19 protein-coding genes and 4 tRNA genes are annotated in these 19,460 nt (G+C 64.2%); 8 read left to right on the top strand and 15 right to left on the bottom strand.

What is annotated here, in order from left to right; genetic code table 11:
- Nucleotides 1-323 precede the first annotated feature (323 nt).
- Nucleotides 324-893: a hypothetical protein gene (locus ACX3PH_RS08230; RefSeq protein ID WP_459091264.1), complete on the top strand. Its 570-nt coding sequence runs from the start codon at nucleotides 324-326 to the stop codon at nucleotides 891-893.
- Here ACX3PH_RS08230 and ACX3PH_RS08225 read toward each other — a convergent pair whose 3' ends face one another.
- From ACX3PH_RS08225 to ACX3PH_RS08180, 10 genes are all read right to left on the bottom strand, one after another.
- Complete coding sequence (locus ACX3PH_RS08225; RefSeq protein ID WP_459091262.1) at nucleotides 894-1,544, bottom strand: GIY-YIG nuclease family protein; 651 nt, start codon at nucleotides 1,542-1,544, stop codon at nucleotides 894-896.
- Nucleotides 1,457-1,795 carry a hypothetical protein gene (locus tag ACX3PH_RS08220; protein ID WP_459091260.1) on the bottom strand — a complete coding sequence of 113 codons (339 nt, stop codon included), beginning with the start codon at nucleotides 1,793-1,795 and terminating at the stop codon, nucleotides 1,457-1,459. Before ACX3PH_RS08220 ends, ACX3PH_RS08225 begins: the two co-directional genes overlap by 88 nt.
- A 98-nt stretch (nucleotides 1,796-1,893) precedes the next feature.
- Nucleotides 1,894-3,288 (bottom strand): relaxase/mobilization nuclease domain-containing protein, encoded by a 1,395-nt coding sequence (locus tag ACX3PH_RS08215; RefSeq protein WP_459091258.1) that lies wholly within the window; start codon nucleotides 3,286-3,288, stop codon nucleotides 1,894-1,896.
- Nucleotides 3,289-3,341: 53 nt separating this feature from the next.
- On the bottom strand, nucleotides 3,342-3,752 hold the full coding sequence (locus ACX3PH_RS08210; RefSeq protein WP_459091256.1) for a hypothetical protein: 411 nt from the start codon (nucleotides 3,750-3,752) through the stop codon (nucleotides 3,342-3,344).
- Nucleotides 3,753-3,966: 214 nt separating this feature from the next.
- Entirely contained in the window at nucleotides 3,967-4,284 is a 318-nt protein-coding gene (locus tag ACX3PH_RS08205; RefSeq protein WP_459091254.1) for a hypothetical protein, read from the bottom strand.
- Nucleotides 4,285-4,347: 63 nt separating this feature from the next.
- Nucleotides 4,348-4,998, bottom strand: a complete 651-nt coding sequence (locus tag ACX3PH_RS08200; RefSeq protein WP_459091252.1) for a hypothetical protein — start codon at nucleotides 4,996-4,998, stop codon at nucleotides 4,348-4,350.
- Between the two features lie 86 nt (nucleotides 4,999-5,084).
- A complete protein-coding gene (locus ACX3PH_RS08195; RefSeq protein ID WP_459091250.1) occupies nucleotides 5,085-5,282 on the bottom strand; it encodes a helix-turn-helix domain-containing protein in 198 nt (65 codons plus the stop codon).
- Nucleotides 5,283-5,597: 315 nt separating this feature from the next.
- A tRNA-Val gene (locus ACX3PH_RS08190) sits at nucleotides 5,598-5,669 on the bottom strand.
- A gap of 26 nt (nucleotides 5,670-5,695) precedes the next feature.
- A tRNA-Cys gene (locus ACX3PH_RS08185) sits at nucleotides 5,696-5,769 on the bottom strand.
- Between the two features lie 66 nt (nucleotides 5,770-5,835).
- Nucleotides 5,836-5,907, bottom strand: a tRNA-Gly gene (locus ACX3PH_RS08180).
- A gap of 102 nt (nucleotides 5,908-6,009) precedes the next feature.
- Here ACX3PH_RS08180 and ACX3PH_RS08175 point away from each other — a divergent pair.
- A tRNA-Val gene (locus ACX3PH_RS08175) sits at nucleotides 6,010-6,082 on the top strand.
- Here ACX3PH_RS08175 and ACX3PH_RS08170 read toward each other — a convergent pair.
- From ACX3PH_RS08170 to zapE, 3 genes are all read right to left on the bottom strand, one after another.
- Nucleotides 6,056-6,955, bottom strand: a complete 900-nt coding sequence (locus ACX3PH_RS08170) for a hypothetical protein (protein ID WP_459091248.1) — start codon at nucleotides 6,953-6,955, stop codon at nucleotides 6,056-6,058. The two genes, ACX3PH_RS08175 and ACX3PH_RS08170, sit on opposite strands and share 27 nt — an antisense overlap.
- An 89-nt stretch (nucleotides 6,956-7,044) precedes the next feature.
- Complete coding sequence (locus ACX3PH_RS08165; RefSeq protein WP_459091246.1) at nucleotides 7,045-8,250, bottom strand: ammonium transporter; 1,206 nt, start codon at nucleotides 8,248-8,250, stop codon at nucleotides 7,045-7,047.
- 146 nt (nucleotides 8,251-8,396) lie between these two features.
- Nucleotides 8,397-9,422, bottom strand: coding sequence for a cell division protein ZapE (gene zapE, locus ACX3PH_RS08160; protein WP_459091244.1), 1,026 nt, complete (start codon nucleotides 9,420-9,422; stop codon nucleotides 8,397-8,399).
- A 206-nt stretch (nucleotides 9,423-9,628) separates the two neighbouring features.
- Here zapE and ACX3PH_RS08155 point away from each other — a divergent pair, with 206 nt between their 5' ends.
- Both ACX3PH_RS08155 and ACX3PH_RS08150 read left to right on the top strand, forming a co-directional pair.
- On the top strand, nucleotides 9,629-10,528 hold the full coding sequence (locus ACX3PH_RS08155; protein ID WP_459091242.1) for a sulfurtransferase: 900 nt from the start codon (nucleotides 9,629-9,631) through the stop codon (nucleotides 10,526-10,528).
- A gap of 30 nt (nucleotides 10,529-10,558) precedes the next feature.
- Complete coding sequence (locus ACX3PH_RS08150; protein ID WP_459091240.1) at nucleotides 10,559-11,014, top strand: SufE family protein; 456 nt, start codon at nucleotides 10,559-10,561, stop codon at nucleotides 11,012-11,014.
- Here the strand turns inward: ACX3PH_RS08150 and ACX3PH_RS08145 are convergent.
- Nucleotides 10,992-12,197, bottom strand: coding sequence for an alpha/beta hydrolase family protein (locus ACX3PH_RS08145; RefSeq protein ID WP_459091238.1), 1,206 nt, complete (start codon nucleotides 12,195-12,197; stop codon nucleotides 10,992-10,994). The genes ACX3PH_RS08150 and ACX3PH_RS08145 overlap by 23 nt on opposite strands.
- Nucleotides 12,198-12,219: 22 nt before the next feature.
- Here ACX3PH_RS08145 and ACX3PH_RS08140 point away from each other — a divergent pair, with 22 nt between their 5' ends.
- The 4 genes from ACX3PH_RS08140 (at nucleotide 12,220) to ACX3PH_RS08125 (ending at nucleotide 17,471) form a co-directional block, all read left to right on the top strand.
- Nucleotides 12,220-12,813 carry a DUF3000 domain-containing protein gene (locus tag ACX3PH_RS08140; protein WP_459091236.1) on the top strand — a complete coding sequence of 198 codons (594 nt, stop codon included), beginning with the start codon at nucleotides 12,220-12,222 and terminating at the stop codon, nucleotides 12,811-12,813.
- The gene (locus tag ACX3PH_RS08135) at nucleotides 12,806-14,044 is read left to right on the top strand and encodes an HRDC domain-containing protein (protein WP_459091234.1); all 1,239 of its coding nucleotides are present in this window, start codon (nucleotides 12,806-12,808) and stop codon (nucleotides 14,042-14,044) included. The genes ACX3PH_RS08140 and ACX3PH_RS08135 overlap by 8 nt, the downstream gene beginning before the upstream one ends.
- A gap of 74 nt (nucleotides 14,045-14,118) precedes the next feature.
- Nucleotides 14,119-15,321, top strand: coding sequence for a thiolase family protein (locus ACX3PH_RS08130; protein WP_459091232.1), 1,203 nt, complete (start codon nucleotides 14,119-14,121; stop codon nucleotides 15,319-15,321).
- Complete coding sequence (locus ACX3PH_RS08125; protein WP_459091230.1) at nucleotides 15,318-17,471, top strand: 3-hydroxyacyl-CoA dehydrogenase NAD-binding domain-containing protein; 2,154 nt, start codon at nucleotides 15,318-15,320, stop codon at nucleotides 17,469-17,471. The genes ACX3PH_RS08130 and ACX3PH_RS08125 overlap by 4 nt, the downstream gene beginning before the upstream one ends.
- Before the next feature lie 36 nt (nucleotides 17,472-17,507).
- Here the strand turns inward: ACX3PH_RS08125 and dxs are convergent, their stop codons facing one another.
- Nucleotides 17,508-19,451 (bottom strand): 1-deoxy-D-xylulose-5-phosphate synthase, encoded by a 1,944-nt coding sequence (dxs, locus tag ACX3PH_RS08120; protein WP_459091228.1) that lies wholly within the window; start codon nucleotides 19,449-19,451, stop codon nucleotides 17,508-17,510.
- Nucleotides 19,452-19,460: the final 9 nt, after the last annotated feature.

The raw sequence follows: 19,460 nt of genomic DNA, 5'->3' as shown, positions 1-19,460 counted from the left end.
GTGCGGTTCAAAGCTCGCGTGGGGTCCGTCGCCCCGACTCAGTTGCAGTTTCCGCTCGACTCCCGGCATTTCAGGGGATTAGGCCCCGCTTATCCAAATTGTGCATTGCCTGATCTTGAGCGAGGAAGATACCAGCGATGTTCTCCACCAAGTTGTTCTGTTGCTCGCCAGTGAGTGCTTCCCATCGCGGTCGCTGCCCAGCTGTCGCAGCCGACTGCTGATCCGCCAGGCACCGGGCTGTCTCTTCTACGAGATTCACACGAAACACGGACCACTCATCGCGCCAAGTTGCTTCAGTCATTCGTTCCTCTTGATTGACCCGGATGCCCGGCATCGCCGACAACGGAGACACGCCAGCAAGGTACAAATTTATCGAGCAATTCATTCGACCAGTAGTCCACTCATATGTGAGCAAAATCGTGCACAAGGTGGACCTGGTCACGCTCACGTGGGCACGCTTTATGCCGGCAACAGCACTCGAAAAATGCTTCACTGTGCTCGTGGAGAAGTCACGTGGTGGACGTCCGTCAAAGGGTAGGCGGCAACTTCTTGGCACGCGCCCGCCACTTCCGCTCGCAAAAGCCGCACGTAACCGAGCCGACGAACTTGGGATGACCATGAGCGACTACCTGGTGACGTTGATCGCTCGAGACTTGAATTTGCCGCCATCCGCACTGCCTCAAAAAGAACAGCGCCAAGACGAATCTCCCAGCCATACTGAGGTTCTCGAGGCCTTCCAGTACCTCATGGATACGATCCAGTCGGAAGGCAATGGCGTTGAACTGGTCCTTCGGGTGGCTGTCGACCTGATCCAGAACGCCGGCACCCCCACTCACGCACCGTTCGACGCGCAGGGCACCCAGATCGAGTCCGGAGACTTCTCCGCCGAGTAGTCAAGTCTTGAGTCGGGCACCACGGCGGAGTTGGCGCCGCCGTTCGGACAGCGACACAGCGAACGCGTCAGAACGCCCGTCCACGTTCAGCGGCAGCGAAATGCCTGCCAGCAGTTCACTCTCGAGCTCCCAAGGCTCGTCATCCACAACCCAACTGATACGGGCGTGCTCGTTCATCCAGCGGGTGAGCTCAAGTTCGCCCTCCGGACCCCAGTTCAAGCGGCCACGGTGCATTCCGAGGGTGAGTCCCAGCTCGTCCAGCAATAAGACGCCGAGACTCAACCGGAGCGTCGATCGGGAGGCGTCCTTCCTTGCGTGCGTCGTCAGACGGGCACGGAGTCGACTGGCGCTCTCGATGCCGGCCGAACTCGGCTTCCGAGGAGCGATCCCGGCGTACAGTAGCTCGCGTCCTTCTGCCATGGCGTACCCGTTGGTTGGGACAGAAAGGGCGCTCGGGGTAAACCACCAGGCGTAGACGCCCTTCTCACGGGGAGCTGTATGAACGTCGACGAGCTTCGTGAGAAATTCCGGAGATAGGACACGGCCGGCGTTCGACAACGGGTTCACTGTGCCGCGATTTCCGCGTGAGCGTTGTCGACTTGCTTCTGAAACGAGGGCACCCAGCGCGTGAGTGTCGGGAGGTCGTCCCATCGGACAATCAAGGTGAAGCCTGCCTTCCTCTGCTTCCCGATGTTCAGTAACTCGACTCGGACAACGAACGGAATCTCCAACGTCTTGAAGTGCGCGCTGAGCTCCGGAATTCCCGCACTCCATTCCGTTGAGGCTCGCTGACTTCGCCAGATGCAGAAGCCAAAGTCAGGCTCGAACCACATGTAGCTCCTGAGGTTCAGCGTGCCGACGAGTTTCCGTTGGGCGGTGCGTTGCTCGGGGGTGAGGGCCATGCGCTCCACGCTAGGGGACGTTCGGCCGACGCGACGGGAGGCGCCACGAGGGCCGGCACCTCTCGTCGGACCGAACCTACTGACCGGGGACGTAGACGTTAGCCGCCCAAGGTGGGTCGCTCGGCGCTTCGTTTCGCCTCGATCATAGCGTCGTCTGCGACGAGTTCCGATCGGATGCGATCGCGACGATGCTGCCGCTTTCGCGCCGCTGCGAGATGCGGATCGACTCCCCGAGAGTTCCTGCCCGGCTCGTCGAGGACTGAACTGGTCCCGTCGACCAGCTCCGCGCCTGTCTGCTGCTCCGTTCCCACCGAGACGTCCGTGGGGGCCTCCGCGACCTTTGGAGCGCTTACAGAGGGCTCCTGGGCCTCCTGGGCGTGCTTCCTAAGATTCGCGGGCCTCACCTCAAGCGCCGCCATCGCCTTCGTCGGTTGCTCGGACGCTGGATGAGTCACTGTCTCAGCCTTCTGCGCCATCTGCGCCTGATCGATTGCCTTTGCCGCCTCCTTTTCCCGGAGGTACGCCGAGATCATCCGGTCGCTCTCGACCGTGATCTGCGCGTTGGCCTCTTCCAGCGATGCCTGCACTTGTTCCTTCCACAAGCGCGCCGACTTCGCGCGGCGAGTAGAACGCCGGGGCACAGGAACTTGGGAAGGAAGGACGACAGGCTGCTGCGTCGCGTCGAACGCTGCGGCGATGGCGTCGTGCGTGAACTCCGACGACAGCGCCGAGGCCTTGCGTCTACGGATGCGGTGCTTCGGCGTGGTCGTGTCCCGCATTTTGAAGGTGAACCCCACGGAGGTATCCCCCGGTTGCTTTCCCGCGCGGTTACGGCTCTTGACCTTGTGCTCATCGGTGACCAGCTCAACGCCCCGAGCATGACACGCCGCCGTGAATAGGGCGGTGAAATGCTCCATGCTCGGCGAGGGTGCGGCCAGGGTCTCGACCAGCGCCTCGACCTTTGCCTCGGCACACAAATCGCCGAGCTGCTGCTCGTACTCGGGTAGTTCGCTCCGCCTGGTGGCCCAGGCGTCAGTCGGTTGCTTCGGCTTCGCTTCGAGCACCTGCATCCCAAGGTCGACCATCAGCTCATCGTTGGCCTTCTTCACCTGCCAGTGCACACGGAAATCACGGAGCGCCTTGCCGGTCCCTGTGTCGTGATTGAGAACTTTGATGTGGGCGTGTGCCGCACGACCTTTGCCATCGGCGTGCACCACGACCAGACATGGAGAGTTCGGATGCATTTTCTTCGCCAGCATGAAGCCGGCATCGCCGACTCGTTGAAGATCCGCCCGGCTATCCACGTCGAACTCCTCGGGTGAAAACGACAGCACGTAGCTTTGAGCTTTCACCTTCCGGCTGTTCTGCCTGGCGAGCTCGTCGCCCAAGGCCACGAAGTCCTCGACGCTCGGAGCGTCGCAATAGAAGCCCGGCGCGAGACGGTTCGTACCCGCGACCTTGTGCTTCTTCTTCTTCGCACCGACACCGAACACCAGGTAGTCAGCGCTTGCGCGGATGTCATAGTCAGACTTGACATCAGTGACGCTCATGGCTGCCCTCTCCCACCGAGCACACCGATGGCCTGCGCAACCTGCTCAGCCAGCGCCTCGACCACGGGAGCGAGCGCCCCGAGGTCGAGCACGCCTTGGTGCGAGGCTCGCACGAGCTGATTCAGGTTCACGCCCACACGCTTCACCTCGACGCGCGTCGCATCGATGACAGCGACCTGCTCTGGCGTAATTGCCGGCGAGGCCGCCGATGCCCCTCCCTCGTCGGGGGCACGCCCCTCCATCGTGCTAGCCGCGGCGCAAGCCGCGCCGCGCACAAACGCCGAGGGAGCGAGCCCGCGTCGTCGAGAGACGCGCTCCACCAAAGCGAGTTCAGCGTCGCTGAACCGCGTGTCGATGCGCTGGTGGCGTGACTCCGGCGCCCGTTGCCTCGCAGCTCCACCGCTCATGGTGACACCTCCAAGGTCGGAGCATTGAAACGGGTTGTCTCCAAAGAAGGCAAGCAGGCACTCTGTCGGACATCGCTTCGCTCGTCCTCCAGTGCGCCGCTTGCGAGGGGCAGGGCTGCGCCCTTCCCCTTCGATCCCCAAACCCGAAGCACGGCATCGCGCCCTGGTGCTGACGCACCCGAGCACTCGCCGCGCGCAATCCACTGACCGCCCATTAGAGCGCACCTACGACGCCGCGCCCGCTGTGGCGAGCGTCGGCATCGCCGCTGCTGACCATCTCAGCACGCTGAGCATCAGCAGGCGGGCGAGGCAGGCGTCGAGCACGATCAGCTCGCCTGACCGCCTCGGCATCGAGCTGCGCCCGAGCCTCGGCACGTAGCTTCTCGTAGGCGCTCGGGTGCTGCTCTTGCAATAGCACGACGACGCGCAGGTCGAGCGCCTGCTGCTGTTTCCGCTCGCGCTCACGCAAGCCACGGAGCTTCCTCTGCGCAGCTTCCTTGACTGCTGCAATCTCTTCCTCGATGGTACTCATTAGGTCCTCTGTTTCGTCTTGATGATTGCTGATGAGCCCCTTCGGAGGGCTCGGTCATGGGGGTCACCCGAACATTGCGTAGTCGATCGGCAAGCCGGCAGCCTGATCTCGTCGGACCTGCTCATACACCTTCTGTTGGCGGAAATCCTTGAAGTCACCTTCAAGGCGATGGAGGTCGAGCATGCGATCGAGGTACACGTTCGGATAGCGCTCGCGCACATCACGAGCGGTCATTCGGCCCTGCATTACGTCGAGCCGAATCTGGCGAACGTTGGGCGTCGTGGCATTGCTTTCCCGCGCCGTCAGCGCATTCACCTCCGCGCGCCAGTCGAAACCCTCGGAGGCGAACACCTCCGCGTCTGGATAGAGGTACTTGCCCAGGTCCTGCTGGCTTTGATGCTCATGCGTCAGATAACGCACGGCCCGGGCGAAGGAGCCCGTATCGCCGCTCTTGCCGACGAGAGGCTTTACGATGGCGGGCTTGTCGAAGTAGTCCTTGACCTGGTCGACCGTACGTCCGTCCTTGAGTTCCACGAAGGCGTGCGCGTGAGTCGCCGTGTCGGGATCCTTGTCGTGAACTATGCCCGCATAGCGGATTACGTTCCTACGGTCGAAGGCCGTCTCGATGTCGATCCTTCGGATGAAGTTCGAAACCACCGAGAGGCGACGGGGGCGCTTGGGACCCTGTGATTCTGTTTCTGCTATCTTGACCATGTGAAATTGGTTCCTTGAAGGGATCACGAACGCCCGATACTCGACATGTCGGGCGTTCTTCTTTTGGTGGGCGAAGCGCTGGCGTTCTAAGCGGCGTCGGCGAAGAGTTCGCGGAGGGAGCGCTCGCTAACGCGCACAGTGCGGCCCTTGCGAAGAGGGCGGAAGGTTTTCAACTCGCCCGCGTCAATCATGCGTCGGACAGTCTTAAGACTCACGTCAAGGCGTTCGGCCACATCGGGCAGAGAGTAAGCACGCAGCATGTCGTCTGCGAGCGGTTCATTCATAGGGTGTGTTTTGAACACAGGTCATCCTTGCTAAGCGATTATTGCTTTTTGCAAGGGACCACCGGTGAGCCATCTCAGGCTCAAGCTCCGCTGTGTGCCCGGCTGGCACGCGTCCTCAAGTGTTGGCCGCCTTTGGCCCGCCCCGTGTTGATGTCTTAAGGGCAATGTCTAGAGATTCCGACTTTAGCCGGTTGACCGCCTATGGCGTCATCTGACACGCCGACATCTTCGACGGGTACCACGCTGGTACCACGGAGTCGTTGCGGAGTGCCGATAAATGCCAAAAACCCCCGGTTTCCCGGGGGTTTTTCTGTGTGGGCGATACTGGGATCGAACCAGTGACCTCTTCCGTGTCAGGGAAGCGCGCTACCGCTGCGCCAATCGCCCGGCGCTTGTTTCTACAAGTTGTTGAGTGGAGGTGGCGACGGGATTCGAACCCGTGTGGACGGCTTTGCAGGCCGCTGCCTCGCCTCTCGGCCACGCCACCATGGTGGGTTCTCACACGTTGCTTTGCTGCACGTACCGTTCTTTCGCTGGTGTGATACTTCACTCGAGCGGATGACGAGATTCGAACTCGCGACCCTCACCTTGGCAAGGTGATGCGCTACCACTGCGCCACATCCGCACTGCTCGCATTTCTGCGTGCTGCATGACTCTAGCCGATTATTTCTGGCATCGCCAAACCGTGACGGGTGTCGCGCAAAACCTGTGGCAAGATTATGGGCGCGGGCGATTGGCGCAGTTGGTAGCGCGCTTCCTTCACACGGAAGAGGTCATCGGTTCGAGTCCGGTATCGCCCACTCCGCTTCGCGTCTCCGCGGCCTTCCACCGGCTACCAGGGCCAGGGGAACCGCGACCAGCACGCAATACACCACGCACACGATCACCGCTGTGCCCTGGGCTACCGGCAGCGCGAACGAGCCGGTGTAGAAGAACCCGCGGGTGGGTTCGAGCAGCCCGATCATGAGAAGCCCGGTTGCTCCCCCGACGAGGTTCGTGATGGCGATAGCCCCCGCCAGGGAGAATCGCGCAGCCGTCTTCCTGAAGGCGATCACACTGGCGATCGTGCCCGCGAGGAGTCCGGTGATCCCGGCCGTGGCCGGCTCCAGGAAAGCGCAGGATGCCGTCGCAGCGGCCAGGCCGGTGATCAGGCCGATCACGGCACCATTCGTGCTGTTGCGCCCCCTGAGCATCCGCTCGAGGATGACCGCTACGACCAGGGAGGTTCCGGCGAGCACCACGCTGTTGATGACGATGGTGAGGACGAACGGGTTCAGGTCGAGCTCCATGACCATCAGCCAGCCGATCCACAGCGCGGCGATGCCGGCCAGGAGCACGGGCCTCGGCCAGCTGCGCGGGATACGTGGCGACCCCTGGCGATCACGATGCGGAATGAACAGCAGGATGGCGAGTGCGCCGACGCCGCCCCCGAGGTGGAACGGGATTGCCCCGGCGAAATCGTAGGCGCCGACCGCCTGCACGTACCACGCTGTCTGCCCGCCGAAGATGCCCCAGGCGACTGGGATGAACACCAGGAGCAACCAGCCGGCCGCGAAGATCGCAGCGGATGCGCGGCTGCCGCCTCGGTGCACCACGGCCGCCGCCTGCACGAGGGTGGCCGCAGCGCCCGCCAACACGAGCACCGCGACCAGGACGATTGTGCCAAGTGCCATAGCTGCCCTCCAGGTGAATCCGCCTGAAGACTAGCGAAAGATCGCCGACGCCGTTTCATTCTGAGACGTCCGTGATCACTGATCACCGTTCAGGCGTTCTGGATGGCGTAGCCTTCTTCGCCGTGCATGACCTTGTCGAGCCCGGCAAGCTCGTCCTCGTTCCTCACCCGGAAGCCCATCGTCTTCTCGATGGCGAATCCGAGTGCGAATGCGACAGCGAATGAGTAGGCCAGCACGGCGGAAGCAGCCACCAATTGCACCGTGAACTGTCCGAAGTCTCCCCCGGTGAACAACCCGGTACCGGTGGCGAACAAGCCGAGGTACAGCGTGCCGATGAGGCCGCCGACCAGGTGGATCCCGACGACGTCGAGCGAGTCGTCGTAGCGGAACCGGAACTTGAGTTCGATGGCCAGCGCGCAGGCGGTCCCTGCCAGCAGACCGAGGAACAACGCCCAGCCGGGAGTGAGGTTGGCGCAAGCCGGAGTGATCGCCACCAATCCGGACACAGCACCGGATGCCGCTCCGACCGCAGTCGCTTTGCCGTCCTTGAGCTTTTCAACCACCAGCCAACCCAGGATGGCTGCCGCCGTCGCACCCAGGGTGTTGACAACGATCAGACCAACCCCGGCCAGGCCATTGGCGAACTCCGCACCGGCGTTGAACCCGAACCAGCCGAACCAGAGGATCGCGGCGCCGAGGAGCACCAACGGGACGTTGTGGGGCTTGTGCGCACCCTTCTCGAAGAGCACGCGCTTGCCGAGAACCAGGGCGAGGGCCAGGGCTGCAGCCCCCGCGTTGATGTGAACGGCGGTGCCGCCGGCGTAGTCGATCACCGCGGGCAGCCCCAGCACTTCGCCGAGGTTGAGGATCCAGCCGCCACCCCACACCCAGGCGGCCACGGGGAAGTAGACGAGGGTGGCGAAAAGCCCGGCGAAGAGCATCCAGGCCCCGAACTTGGCGCGGTCTGCGATGGATCCGGAGATCAGCGCCACCGTGATGATCGCGAACGTGGCGCCGAAGGCGGCACCGATCAGCGTCTCATTGTCCGCAGATCCGAGGCCGAAGTCGCTGAACGGATTCCCGGCGAAGTCGCCCGGGTGTGCGACGGCCGACATATTGAACCCGTAGAGCACCCAGAGCACCGCCACCAGCGCGAGCGAGCCGAAGCTCATCATCATCATGCTGACCACGCTTTTCGCCTTCACCAGTCCGCCGTAGAAGAAGGCGAGCCCCGGCGTCATCAAGAGCACCAGGGCTGTGGCCGTTATCGCCCAGGACAGTTCGCCAGAATTCATGGTGTGCACCTCTCGTCGGTTTGGTGCACTCAGTGTCCGGCCGGGACGTTTCCGGTACGGCGCACGAGTGTTTCCGCGCTGTTACGAAGGTCGGCGCCGCGTGAACAACGTGTTTCGGCAGCAAGAGGCCGGGCCGGACCCGACGGCTATTCGGCGTCCTGGGAGGTCAGTGCGATCATCCGTGACACTGCACGGAGGTACTTCTTCCGGTAGCCGCCAGCCAGCATGTCGGCAGCGAAGACCTGGTCGATCGGGATCCCGGTGGCGATGATCCGGACCTGGGCGTCATACAACCGGTCAACGAAGGCGACGAGCCGCAGGGCATCCGTCTGGTTCCTCAGCAGGTGCACGTCACGGAAACCGACGGCTGAAAGCCCCTCGACCAACTTCACATAGCGGGAGGGGTGCACGCTCGACAGGTGCCCCAGCACGGCGCCGAACGAGTCGACGGTGATCGCGCCCTCGACCTCGGCGACCGCCGCAGCGAACTCCTCGTTGCTGAGCGAGATCGCGCTGCCAGAACGGTCCCGGTGCCGGTAATCGATGCCGTCCACCCGCAGCGTGGTGAACTGTGCGGCCATCGCATCGATTTCGCGGAGGAAGTCGACCGCCGCGAACCGGCCCTCGCCAAGCGCGTTGGGAGGAGTGTTGGAGGTGGCCGCTACCCGGGTGCCGCTGCCGATCAACTCGGAGAGCAGCCGGGTCATCAACCGGGTGTCGCCCGGATCGTCGAGTTCGAACTCGTCAATGCAGATCAGCGTCGCACCGCGCAGGGTCTTCACGGTTTCGGCGTAGCCGAGTGCGCCGACCAGGGCGGTGTATTCGATGAAGGTGCCGAAATACTTCCTGCCCCTCGCCAGGTGCCAGAGGGCCGCGAGCAGGTGGGTCTTCCCGACGCCGAATCCACCGTCGAGGTAGATGCCCGGTTTCGCCTCCGGGGACTTCCTCCGCGAGAAGAATCCCTTGCTCGATGTCGTGGCTGCAGCGGCGAAGTTCCGGATTGCGGCCACGGCCGCGCCCTGTGACGGATAGTCGCGGTCCGGTCGGTAGCTCTCGAGGGTCGCCGTCTGGAACTGCCGGGGAGGGGTCAGGTGGGCGACGATCTCCGCGCCGCTAAGCTGAGGACTGCGCTCGAGGATACTCGCGGGCGGCCCTGGCTGGTCGGCGGTCAAGTGTGTGGCCTTGTCTCTTTCGGCGATTGCTGCTGGCGGATTCTCGTTCGCGATCATCCGCCCACTGGCTTCCCGTCACACATCGACGCTGGCCGCGCCATCGGGCGACAGAAGGCATAAAGTCGAAGTACTGGGATATCTCCCAGCTTAACCCGACTATTCACTGCATTAATTCGCACGCCGTGAGCGTGCACTGGAGGAACAAGATGACCATCGAGGTCGACTCATCCGCAAAGTTCGCTGAGTACGCCCACCCGGAGCGCCTGGTTAGCACTGAATGGCTTCAGGCTCACCTGAAAACGCCCGGCCTGGTCATCGTGGAGTCGGATGAAGATGTGCTGCTGTACGAAACCGGGCACATTCCCGGCGCGGTGAAGATCGACTGGCACACCGATCTCAACGACCCGGTGCAACGCGACTACATCGATGGGGAGCGTTTCGCCGAGCTGATGATGTCGAAGGGCATCAGCCGCGACAGCACTGTCGTCATCTACGGCGACAAGAACAATTGGTGGGCCGCATACGCCCTCTGGGTCTTCACCCTGTTCGGTCACGAGGATGTCCGTCTCGTCGATGGCGGGCGGGTCAAGTGGGAGGCGGAAGGACGCGAATACACCACTGAGGTCCCGAAGCCGGCTCGCAGTGAGTACCCGGTGGTGGAGCGTGACGACTCGACAATCCGTGCCTTCCGCGAGGACGTCCTCGAGCACTTCGGCAACCCGCTGATCGATGTCCGGTCACCGGAGGAATACGTCGGCGACCGAACCACCGGCCCCGGCTACCCGGAAGAGGCGACCCTCCGCGCAGGCCACATCCCGACAGCCAACAACATCCCCTGGGGCAAGGCGGTGGCGGAGGACGGCACTTACCGGCCACTCGGCGAGTTGAACGCCCTCTACCGTGACGGTGCCGGCCTGGAGGACGGCGATGACGTTATCGCCTATTGCCGGATCGGCGAGCGTTCTGCACACACCTGGTTCGCGCTCACCCACCTGCTCGGGTTCGAGAACGTGCGCAACTATGACGGTTCGTGGACCGAGTGGGGCGCAGCGGTGCGGGTTCCCATCGTCCTCGGTTCAGAACCCGGCGAACTGCCAACGAAGTAGTCAAGGCGCGCGGGGGATAATGGAAGCACCATGGTGAACCCAGAAGCAACCACCGATCCACTCCCCCGCGCCCTGGCCGAAATCCGGGACGAGTTCCTCGCGCTCGACCAGCCGGACCGTCTCACCCTGCTGCTCGAATTCGCGAACGAGCTGCCCGATCTGCCTGAGCGGTATCGCGACCACCCCGACCTGCTCGAACGGGTCCTCGAATGCCAGGCGCCGGTGTACATGTTCGTCGAGATCGACGACGACCGGGTCGTGCACCTCTACGTGACGGCGCCGCGGGAGTCTCCGACAACCCGCGGCTTCGCCTCCATCCTCGCCCAGGGCCTCGCGGGGCTCACCGACACCGAAGTGCTCGCCGTTCCGGACGACTACCCCCATACGATCGGGCTCACTGCCGCCGTGAGCCCGCTGCGGCTGAGGGGGATGTCGGCACTGCTCGGACGAACCAAGCGCCAGGTCACCGAGAAGATGGCCGCCTGACGCCGCCCGGATCGCGCAGCCAGTCAGTGATGGCACTCCGCCACCGTTCCTCGTCGTAATTCCAGAGCCGGGTATGCCCCGCGCCGGCGAACGGCACATGGGTGACGATGTCAGGCCGAAGACCGGCCAGCGCCCGCGACCCCGTTGACGGGACGAACGTGTCGGAGTCGCTGTGCATCAGCAGGGTGGGCAACGACAGTTCGGCCGCCCGTGCCACGAAGTCGAGTCTCGCCAGGTCGATGGCCGCCGCCTGGCCGGTGAACCGCCTTCCCCACCCGCTGCCGATGAGCCGGTACGCCGCGGCGCGGATCGGCCCGGGGATACGCAGCGCGCCGGCCTGGTGGTCAAGCACCCGGATCCAGTCGACGACAGGAGAGTCGAGGATGACCCCGCGCACCACCCGGGACAGCGGAGACCTGGTAACGCATTGCAGCACCACCGCGCCGCCCATCGACCAGCCCATCAGCACAACATCCGTTGCACCTCGCGACAACGCAAAGCTGATTGCCGCCTCGACGTCCTGCCACTCAGTATCGCCCAGTGCGTACCGGCCGTCGCTGCTGAATGGGGCCACGCCGTCGTTGCGATAGGAGATCAGCAGGGAGGTATAGCCCGCGCGGTGGAACACCGGTACCGAGCGGAGCGGCTCCCGCCGGTCTGCGCCACGGCCATGCACCTGGATGACCCAGCGTCCCGCAGAGTCGGATGCGGGCACCAGCCATGCAGGCGCCGGCCCCAGGTCGGTCTCCACGACCACGTCCTCGAACTGCAGTTCCAGGTTCTCCGGCGACTCGAAGTACGTTCCGCTCACCCGGGTCCTGAGCCCCGGCCGAAGTGTCCCGCGCTCCTCCGAGATGAGGCGCCTGGTGACCGCCCCAGGCGCGATCGCGGTGATCTCCCCCACCTTCGCGTAACCGCGGCCGCCGGAGAAGTACAGCGAGTAGCGACCCGGGACCGTGGCATCCGGATGATCGCTGAGGGTGATGGTTCCGGCCTTGCGATCCACTCGCCGCACGACCACGTCCTCCGGCCGGACGCCGACCGGGATGATCACCAACCTGGCGACCCGCAAGGTCACGATGAAGGCGGCGACGGCGAGACCGAGGAGTGTCGCTGAGAGGATTGCGGGAAGGGCAAACCACCATCCGATGCGCCCGACGGCGTGCCTGCGCGAATCTCCCACGGTCAAACTTTAGTCTTCACGAGTGTCCGAAACTGCTGCAGGGCCACCCGTGCCCTCACCATTCGACGAAGCCGTGGCTTCTGTCCGCCGCGCCGCGCCGCGAACCGAGCTCAACGTCTCGGAGATTCCCGCCCCAGGCAACCTGGCACCGTACTCGATTGCGTTAGCCGCAGACGTCTCTCCGGCTCCGCACGGAACAGACTCCGATCTCGGCACCGGCCGCTTCATCCTGCTCTACGACCCTTCCGCCCCGGAAGCCTGGGGCGGTGTTTTCCGGGTGGTCTGTTTCGTGCAGGCACCACTGGAAACCGACATCGGAATCGACCCGTTCCTGGCCGATGTCGCCTGGTCCTGGCTGGTGGATGCGCTGGAGGCCAAGGGGGCGCGGTACGCCGCTGCCTCGGGCACCGCGACCAAGATCATCTCCACCGGTTACGGCGAGCTGGCCGATCAGGGCGACGGTGCGCAGATCGAGGTTCGGGCCTCCTGGACGCCGACGGATGCCGATATCGCCTCACATGTGGAAGGCTGGGGTGAGTTGTTGTGCATGCTTGCCGGGCTTCCGCCCGCTGAAGGAGTGAGTTCCCTATCTGCTCGAAGAGCCGGACGTGAGTAGCGCCCACCCCCCATCGACGCCTTCACGCGACCACGCTGTCTTCACGCCGATCGATACGCGCCAGGGCTACCTGGACGCGGTTGCCGCCATCTCCGCAGGAAACGGGCCGATCGCGATCGACGCTGAGCGGGCATCCGGTTTTCGCTATTCGCAACGCGCGTACCTGATCCAGATCTTCCGCCAGGATGCCGGTACCTTCCTGTTCGACCCTCCAGCCGTCGGTGACTTTGCCGAGCTGAACGCGGCGATCGAGGGGGCGGAGTGGGTGCTCCATGCCGCGAGCCAGGATTTGGCCTGCCTCCGCGAGGTCGGACTGCAGCCGACGAAGATCTTCGACACCGAATTGGGAGCACGCCTGGCCGGCCTGCCGCGCGTCGGCCTCGGCACGGTGGTCGAGTCGCTGCTCGGCATCCATCTGGCGAAAGAGCACTCAGCGGCCGACTGGTCGACCAGGCCGTTGCCGTCTTCCTGGCTGATCTATGCCGCCCTCGACGTTGAACTGCTGGTCGACCTGAGAGATGCAGTCGCCGCACTCCTGGAGACCCAGGGCAAGTCCCAGATCGCTGAAGCTGAATTCGATGCCGTACTGCATCGGGAACCGCGCGCCGGTTCACGAGGCGAAGGCTGGCGGCGGTTATCCGGAGTCAGTTCGATCAAGGGGGCAAAGAACCTGGCCGTGGCACGGGAACTGTGGGAGACGCGGGATCGGTACGCCCAGGAGATCGACACGGCGCCCGGCCGGTTGGTCCCCGACTCCTCCCTGGTGGCGGCCGCGAAGGCGCTCCCCGCAACCAAGCGGGACCTGGCCGCGCTCAAGGAGTTCAACGGCCGGGCCTCTCGCTCTGAACTGGATCGCTGGTGGGCCGCCATCGAGGTCGGTGCCGCCAGCACCGATGTTCCCCAGTTGCGCACCAACGGCGACAGCCTGCCACCGGCAAGGGCCTGGTCGGTGCGCAACCCTGAAGCGGATGCCCGGCTGAAGCTGGCCAGGACGCGACTCACCGACCTGTCGGCCGAACTGAGCATCCCCATGGAGAATGTGCTCACGCCCGACCTGCTGCGACGCCTGGCCTGGAACCCACCCGAGCCGGCGACACCATCGGCCGTCGGAGTGGAACTCGGCAATCTGGGCGCCCGGCAGTGGCAAATTGACGCAACCGCACAGTTGATTGCGGAAGCCTTTGTGGATGCGGGCCAAACGACTGAACCGCCTGCGGAATCAGCTTCGTAGGAACAGTCAAAGGATTCTGTCGGCAAAAACGCCCAGCCTAGGATCGGAACAGACCTGAAACCTAGGAGGCATTTGTGGCCGAGAGACATGAAGTCGTGTTCGTCGACGGGGTCCGCACCCCGTTCGGCAGAGCCGGCGAAAAGGGAATGTATTGGCAGACCCGGGCGGACGACCTCGTCGTCAAGGCCATGACGGGCCTGCTCGAGCGCAACCCGAGCCTGCCTCTGGACAGGGTCGATGACGTCGCGATCGCAGCAACCACCCAGCAGGGCGACCAGGGACTGACCCTGGGCCGCACCACGGCAATCCTCGCCGGACTGCCGCTCTCGGTGCCAGGCTTCGCCATCGACCGGATGTGTGCCGGCGCCATGACCTCGGTGACGACGCTCTCCGGTGGCATCGCCTTCGGTGCCTACGACGTTGCCATCGCCGGCGGCGTCGAACACATGGGGCACCACCCGATGGGTTCCGGTGTCGACCCGAACCCGCGCTTCGTCGCCGAGAAGCTGGTGAACGCTGAAGCCCTCAACATGGGGAACACTGCGGAGAAGATTCACGACCGCTTTCCGAGCCTCACCAAGGAGCGCTCAGACCGGTTCGCGCTGGGGAGCCAGCAGAAGCTCGCTGCTGCCTACGAGGCGGGGAAAATCCAGCCAGACCTGATTCCGGTCGCCATTCGCAGCGGTTCCGGATGGGGGCTCGCCACTCGTGACGAGGCTCCCCGCCCCGACACGACCATGGAAGGGCTGGCCGGGCTGAAGACCCCGTTCCGTCCACACGGCCGGGTCACGGCGGGAAACTCCTCCGGTCTCAACGACGGCGCCACCGTGAGCCTGCTGGCGAGCGAGACTGCCGCCAGGGAGCTCGGGCTCACCAGCAAGATGAAACTGGTCAGCTTCGCCTTCGCCGGCGTCGAGCCGGAGATCATGGGGATCGGCCCGGTGCCTTCCACGGAGAAGGCACTGAAGAAGGCCGGCCTGGGCATCGACGACATCGGGCTGTTCGAGTTGAACGAGGCGTTCGCGGTACAGGTCCTGTCACTCCTCGACCACTTCGGCATCGCCGACGATGACCCCCGGGTCAACAAGTGGGGCGGCGCGATCGCCATCGGGCATCCGCTCGCCTCGTCTGGTGTGCGACTGATGATCCAATTGGCTCGCCAATTCGAGGAACACCCCGAGGTGCGCTACGGGCTCACCGCCATGTGTGTCGGTCTCGGCCAGGGCGGATCGGTTATCTGGGAAAACCCCCACTACGACGGAAAGAAGCGCAAATGACTCTCGAAATCACTGCAGCATCCTTCGACGAGCTGCGCGCACGATCGGTGGACGAGGTCGTGAGTCACTCCCTCGTTCGCGATGTGCCCATCTCCGGCGGCAAGACGCTCGCCCTCATCACCCTGGACAACGGCCGGGATCACACCCGGCCGACCACCCTGGGCCCAGTCACCCTGCTCGAGCTGGCAGAAGTGCTGGATGCCCAGAAGAAGCGTGCCAGTGCAGGCGAGATCGCCGGCGTCGCCGTCACCGGTAAGCCGTACTTCCTTGCCGCGGGTGCCGACCTGAGCAAGGTCAGCGACATTCCGAGCAAGGACTTCGCGAAGAAGATGGCGCAATTGGGCCACTACGCCATCGGCAAGCTCGGAACCCTCGGCGTGCCGTCATTCGTCTTCATCAACGGGTTGGCGCTCGGCGGTGGACTCGAGATCGCGCTCAACGCCGATTACCGCACGGTGGACAGCACCGGCGCGGGAATTGCGCTGCCGGAAGTGTTCCTCGGAATGATTCCCGGATGGGGAGGCGCCTACCTGCTGCCCAATCTGATCGGGATCGAGAACGCGCTCAAGGTCGTCATCGAGAACCCGCTGAAGAACAACAAGATGCTGAAGCCACAGGAGGCGTTCGACCTCGGGATCGCGGACGCGATCTTCGACTCCACCAGCTTCCTGGAGCGTTCCATCGCCTGGGCCGACGGCGTGCTGTCCGGTTCCATCACGGTCAAGCGTCCGAATGAGCCTGGCAAGATCGAGCGCGCGGTGAAGTGGGATATCGCAATCGGCATGGCCCGCAAGATGCTGGAGAGCAGGATCGGCACAGTGGCGAAGTCGCCCTATGCTGCGCTGGACCTTCTGCAAGCCGCCAAGAAAGTGGATCAGGAAGCGGCATTCGCGCGGGAGGACGACGCCCTGGCCGAACTCGTCTCCGGTGACCAGTTCGCGGCGAGCATCTATTCCTTCAACCTGGTTCAGAAGCGCGCGAAGAAGCCGGCCGGGGCCCCGGACAAGTCGCTGGCGAAGCCGGTCACCAAGATCGGCGTCGTGGGTGCGGGGCTGATGGCCCAGCAGTTCGCCCTGCTGTTCGTACGTCGCCTGAAGGTTCCGGTGGTGATCACCGACCTCGACCAGGCGCACGTTGACAAGGGCATCGCCTACATCCACGGTGAGATCGACGCGCTGCTGGCGAAGGGCCGCCTCTCACCGGACGACTCGAACCGGCTGAAGGCGCTGGTCACCGGCACTACGGACAAGTCAGACTTCGCCGACTGCGATTGGGTGATCGAGGCGATCTTCGAAGAGCTCGAAGCGAAGCAGAACGTGTTCGCCGAGATCGAGAAGCACGTCTCCGACACCGCCGTCCTGGCCACCAACACCTCATCGCTGTCGGTAGAGCAGATCGGCTCCAGGCTGAAGCACCCGGAGCGGCTCGTCGGCTTCCACTTCTTCAATCCGGTCGCCGTCATGCCGCTGATCGAAGTCGTGAAGACACCGAACACGGATGATGAGACCCTGAGCACCGCGATGGTCACCGCTGCGAAGCTCTACAAGAATGCGGTGATCACTGCGGATACCCCCGGCTTCGTGGTGAACCGAATTCTCGCGAAACTGCTCGGCGAGGCAATGCATGCCGTCGACACCGGAACGCCGTTCGCGGTCGTCGACAATGCGACCAAGCCGTTCGGGTTGCCGATGACCCCGTTCGAACTGCTCGAACTGGTCGGCCTGAAGGTCGGAGCGCACGTGCTCGACACGCACCACGCTGCCTTCCCAGAGCGCTTCTTCGAGAGCGAGAACCTGCACCGCCTGGCTGAGCACGGCAAGATCTTCGAGCGTGACGGCAAGGGCAGGATCAAGGGCTACGACAAGACCGCAGAAAAGATCGTTGCAGGTGGGCCGAGTTCCCAGAAGAAGGCCCCGATGACAGGCGAGGAGATCCTGCGCCGGGTCGAAAACGGGCTGGCCGACGAGATCCACCGGATGCTCGAAGACGGGGTCGTCTCGGCGGCGGAAGACATCGACCTCTGCCTCATCCTGGGCGCCGGCTGGCCGTTCCAGATGGGCGGGGCAACGCCATACCTCGACCGGGTCGGAGCTTCAGAACGAGTGTTCGGCGCGACCTTCCACAACCCGACCATCAGCGGAGTCGCCTGACACCAGGCCGCCACCCGGCATTCAGCAGTCGCCTGCTCAGCTTCCGGGTGTGATCCGCTCATTCAGCGTGATCGCATCCGGAAGCTGGCGGGCGATGGGAATCTTGCTTCCCAGCACCTGGGCGACCACGTCGCGCGCGATCGCCTGGGGAGTCAAGCCGACCTGCTCCATGATCTCTGCACGCGAGGCGTGGTCCAGGAAGGCGTCGGGCAGGCCGAGTTCTGTCACCGCAGTGTCGACACCCGCCGCACGCAGATCCTGGCGGATCCTGGTGCCCACTCCCCCGACTCGTACCCCGTCTTCGATGGTCACGACGATGCGGTGATCCGCGGCAAGCTCGATGATGCTCTTCGGCACTGGGACGACCCAGCGGGGGTCCACAACCGTGGCGCCAATCCCCTGGGCGGCCAGCCGTTCCGCAACCTCTAGACCGAGTTCTGCCATCGGGCCGACGGTGACGATCAGCACATCCTTGTGGGCGGCTTCCCTCAGGACATCAACCCCGTCGTGCGTCCGGCGCTCGGCGTCGAAATCCTTGCCAACGCTGCCCTTCGAGAAACGCAGGACAGTCGGGCCGTCATCCACGAGGACTGCCTCAGCCAGTTCCTCGCGCAGGCGCGGGGCATCACGGGGAGCAGCCAGTTTGATGCCGGGAATGACCTGGAGGATCGCCAGGTCCCACATGCCGTGGTGGCTCGGTCCGTCCGGGCCGGTGACCCCGGCACGGTCGAGCACGAAGGTGACGCCGGCCTTGTGCAGTGCGACATCCATCAGCAGCTGGTCGAACGCCCGGTTGACGAACGTCGCGTACATGGCCACCACCGGATGCAGGCCGCCGAAGGCCAACCCGGCGGCCGAGGTCACTGCGTGCTGCTCGGCGATGCCGACGTCGAACACGCGTTCCGGGTGCTTGGCGGCCAGCTTGTGCAGCCCGGTGGGCCTGAGCATGGCAGCGGTGATGCCGACGATCTTCTCGTCGCCATCAGCGAGACGTACCAATTCGTCAGCGAACACCGAGGTCCAGGACTCCCGGCCGGGCTCACCAAGCGGTTCACCGGTCTCCGGGTCGATCTGCCCGACAGCGTGGAACTGGTCAGCCTCGTCGAGCATGGCCGGCTCGTAGCCCTTGCCCTTCTGGGTGATCACATGGACGATCACCGGGGCGGAATACTTCTTCGCCTGCCTCAGAGTCTCCTCGAGGGCACGGATGTCATGACCGTCGACAGGGCCCAGGTACTTGATATCGAGGTTCGAGTAGAGCGCGGTGTTGTTGGTGAACCGGCTCAGGAAGCCGTGCATCCCACCACGGACGCCGCGGTACACGGCACGGCCTGGGCCGCCCAGCCGATCGAAGAACTTCCGGCTGGACGCATGCAGGTCGCGATACGACCGCCGGGTCCGCACGTCGTTCAGGAAGCGCGCCATGCCGCCGATCGTCGGCGCATAGGATCGCCCATTGTCGTTGACGACGATGACCAGGTTGCGGCTGTTGTCGTCACTGATGTTATTCAGCGCCTCCCAGGTCATGCCGCCGGTGAGTGCGCCATCACCGACTACTGCGACGACGTGGCGATCCTGTTGACCGGTCATCTCGAGGGCGCGGGAAATTCCGTCGGCCCAGGAGAGCGAACTCGACGCGTGAGAACTCTCGACAACGTCGTGAACCGACTCCGAGCGCTGCGGATAACCGGCCAGCCCACCCTTGAGGCGGAGACGGCTGAAATCCTGCCTGCCGGTGAGCAGCTTGTGCACGTAGGACTGGTGACCGGTATCGAAGACGATCGGGTCACCAGGCGAGTCGAACACGCGATGGATCGCAATGGTCAACTCGACAACGCCGAGGTTCGGGCCGAGGTGTCCCCCAGTCTTCGAAACCTCGGTGATGAGGAACCGCCTGATCTCACCAGCCAGCTCGACGAGCTGCTGCCTGGTGAGAGCGTCCAGGTCGCGTGGGCCGTGAATTGTCTCGAGTATGCCCATCTTGCGAGC

The organism is Homoserinimonas sp. A520 (genome assembly GCF_054489245.1).
This window is presented reverse-complemented; position numbering and strand designations above follow the sequence as displayed.

Coding starts and splice junctions, on each gene's coding strand:
- ACX3PH_RS08225 (WP_459091262.1), bottom strand. CDS start 1,544: ATGGGACGACCTCCCGACACTCACGCGCTGGGTGCCCTCGTTTCAGAA.
- ACX3PH_RS08155 (WP_459091242.1), top strand. CDS start 9,629: ATGACCATCGAGGTCGACTCATCCGCAAAGTTCGCTGAGTACGCCCAC.
- ACX3PH_RS08170 (WP_459091248.1), bottom strand. CDS start 6,955: ATGGCACTTGGCACAATCGTCCTGGTCGCGGTGCTCGTGTTGGCGGGC.
- ACX3PH_RS08220 (WP_459091260.1), bottom strand. CDS start 1,795: ATGGCCCTCACCCCCGAGCAACGCACCGCCCAACGGAAACTCGTCGGC.
- dxs (WP_459091228.1), bottom strand. CDS start 19,451: ATGGGCATACTCGAGACAATTCACGGCCCACGCGACCTGGACGCTCTC.
- ACX3PH_RS08200 (WP_459091252.1), bottom strand. CDS start 4,998: ATGGTCAAGATAGCAGAAACAGAATCACAGGGTCCCAAGCGCCCCCGT.
- ACX3PH_RS08150 (WP_459091240.1), top strand. CDS start 10,559: ATGGTGAACCCAGAAGCAACCACCGATCCACTCCCCCGCGCCCTGGCC.
- ACX3PH_RS08230 (WP_459091264.1), top strand. CDS start 324: ATGCCCGGCATCGCCGACAACGGAGACACGCCAGCAAGGTACAAATTT.
- ACX3PH_RS08195 (WP_459091250.1), bottom strand. CDS start 5,282: ATGAATGAACCGCTCGCAGACGACATGCTGCGTGCTTACTCTCTGCCC.
- ACX3PH_RS08125 (WP_459091230.1), top strand. CDS start 15,318: ATGACTCTCGAAATCACTGCAGCATCCTTCGACGAGCTGCGCGCACGA.
- ACX3PH_RS08205 (WP_459091254.1), bottom strand. CDS start 4,284: ATGAGTACCATCGAGGAAGAGATTGCAGCAGTCAAGGAAGCTGCGCAG.
- ACX3PH_RS08210 (WP_459091256.1), bottom strand. CDS start 3,752: ATGAGCGGTGGAGCTGCGAGGCAACGGGCGCCGGAGTCACGCCACCAG.
- ACX3PH_RS08165 (WP_459091246.1), bottom strand. CDS start 8,250: ATGAATTCTGGCGAACTGTCCTGGGCGATAACGGCCACAGCCCTGGTG.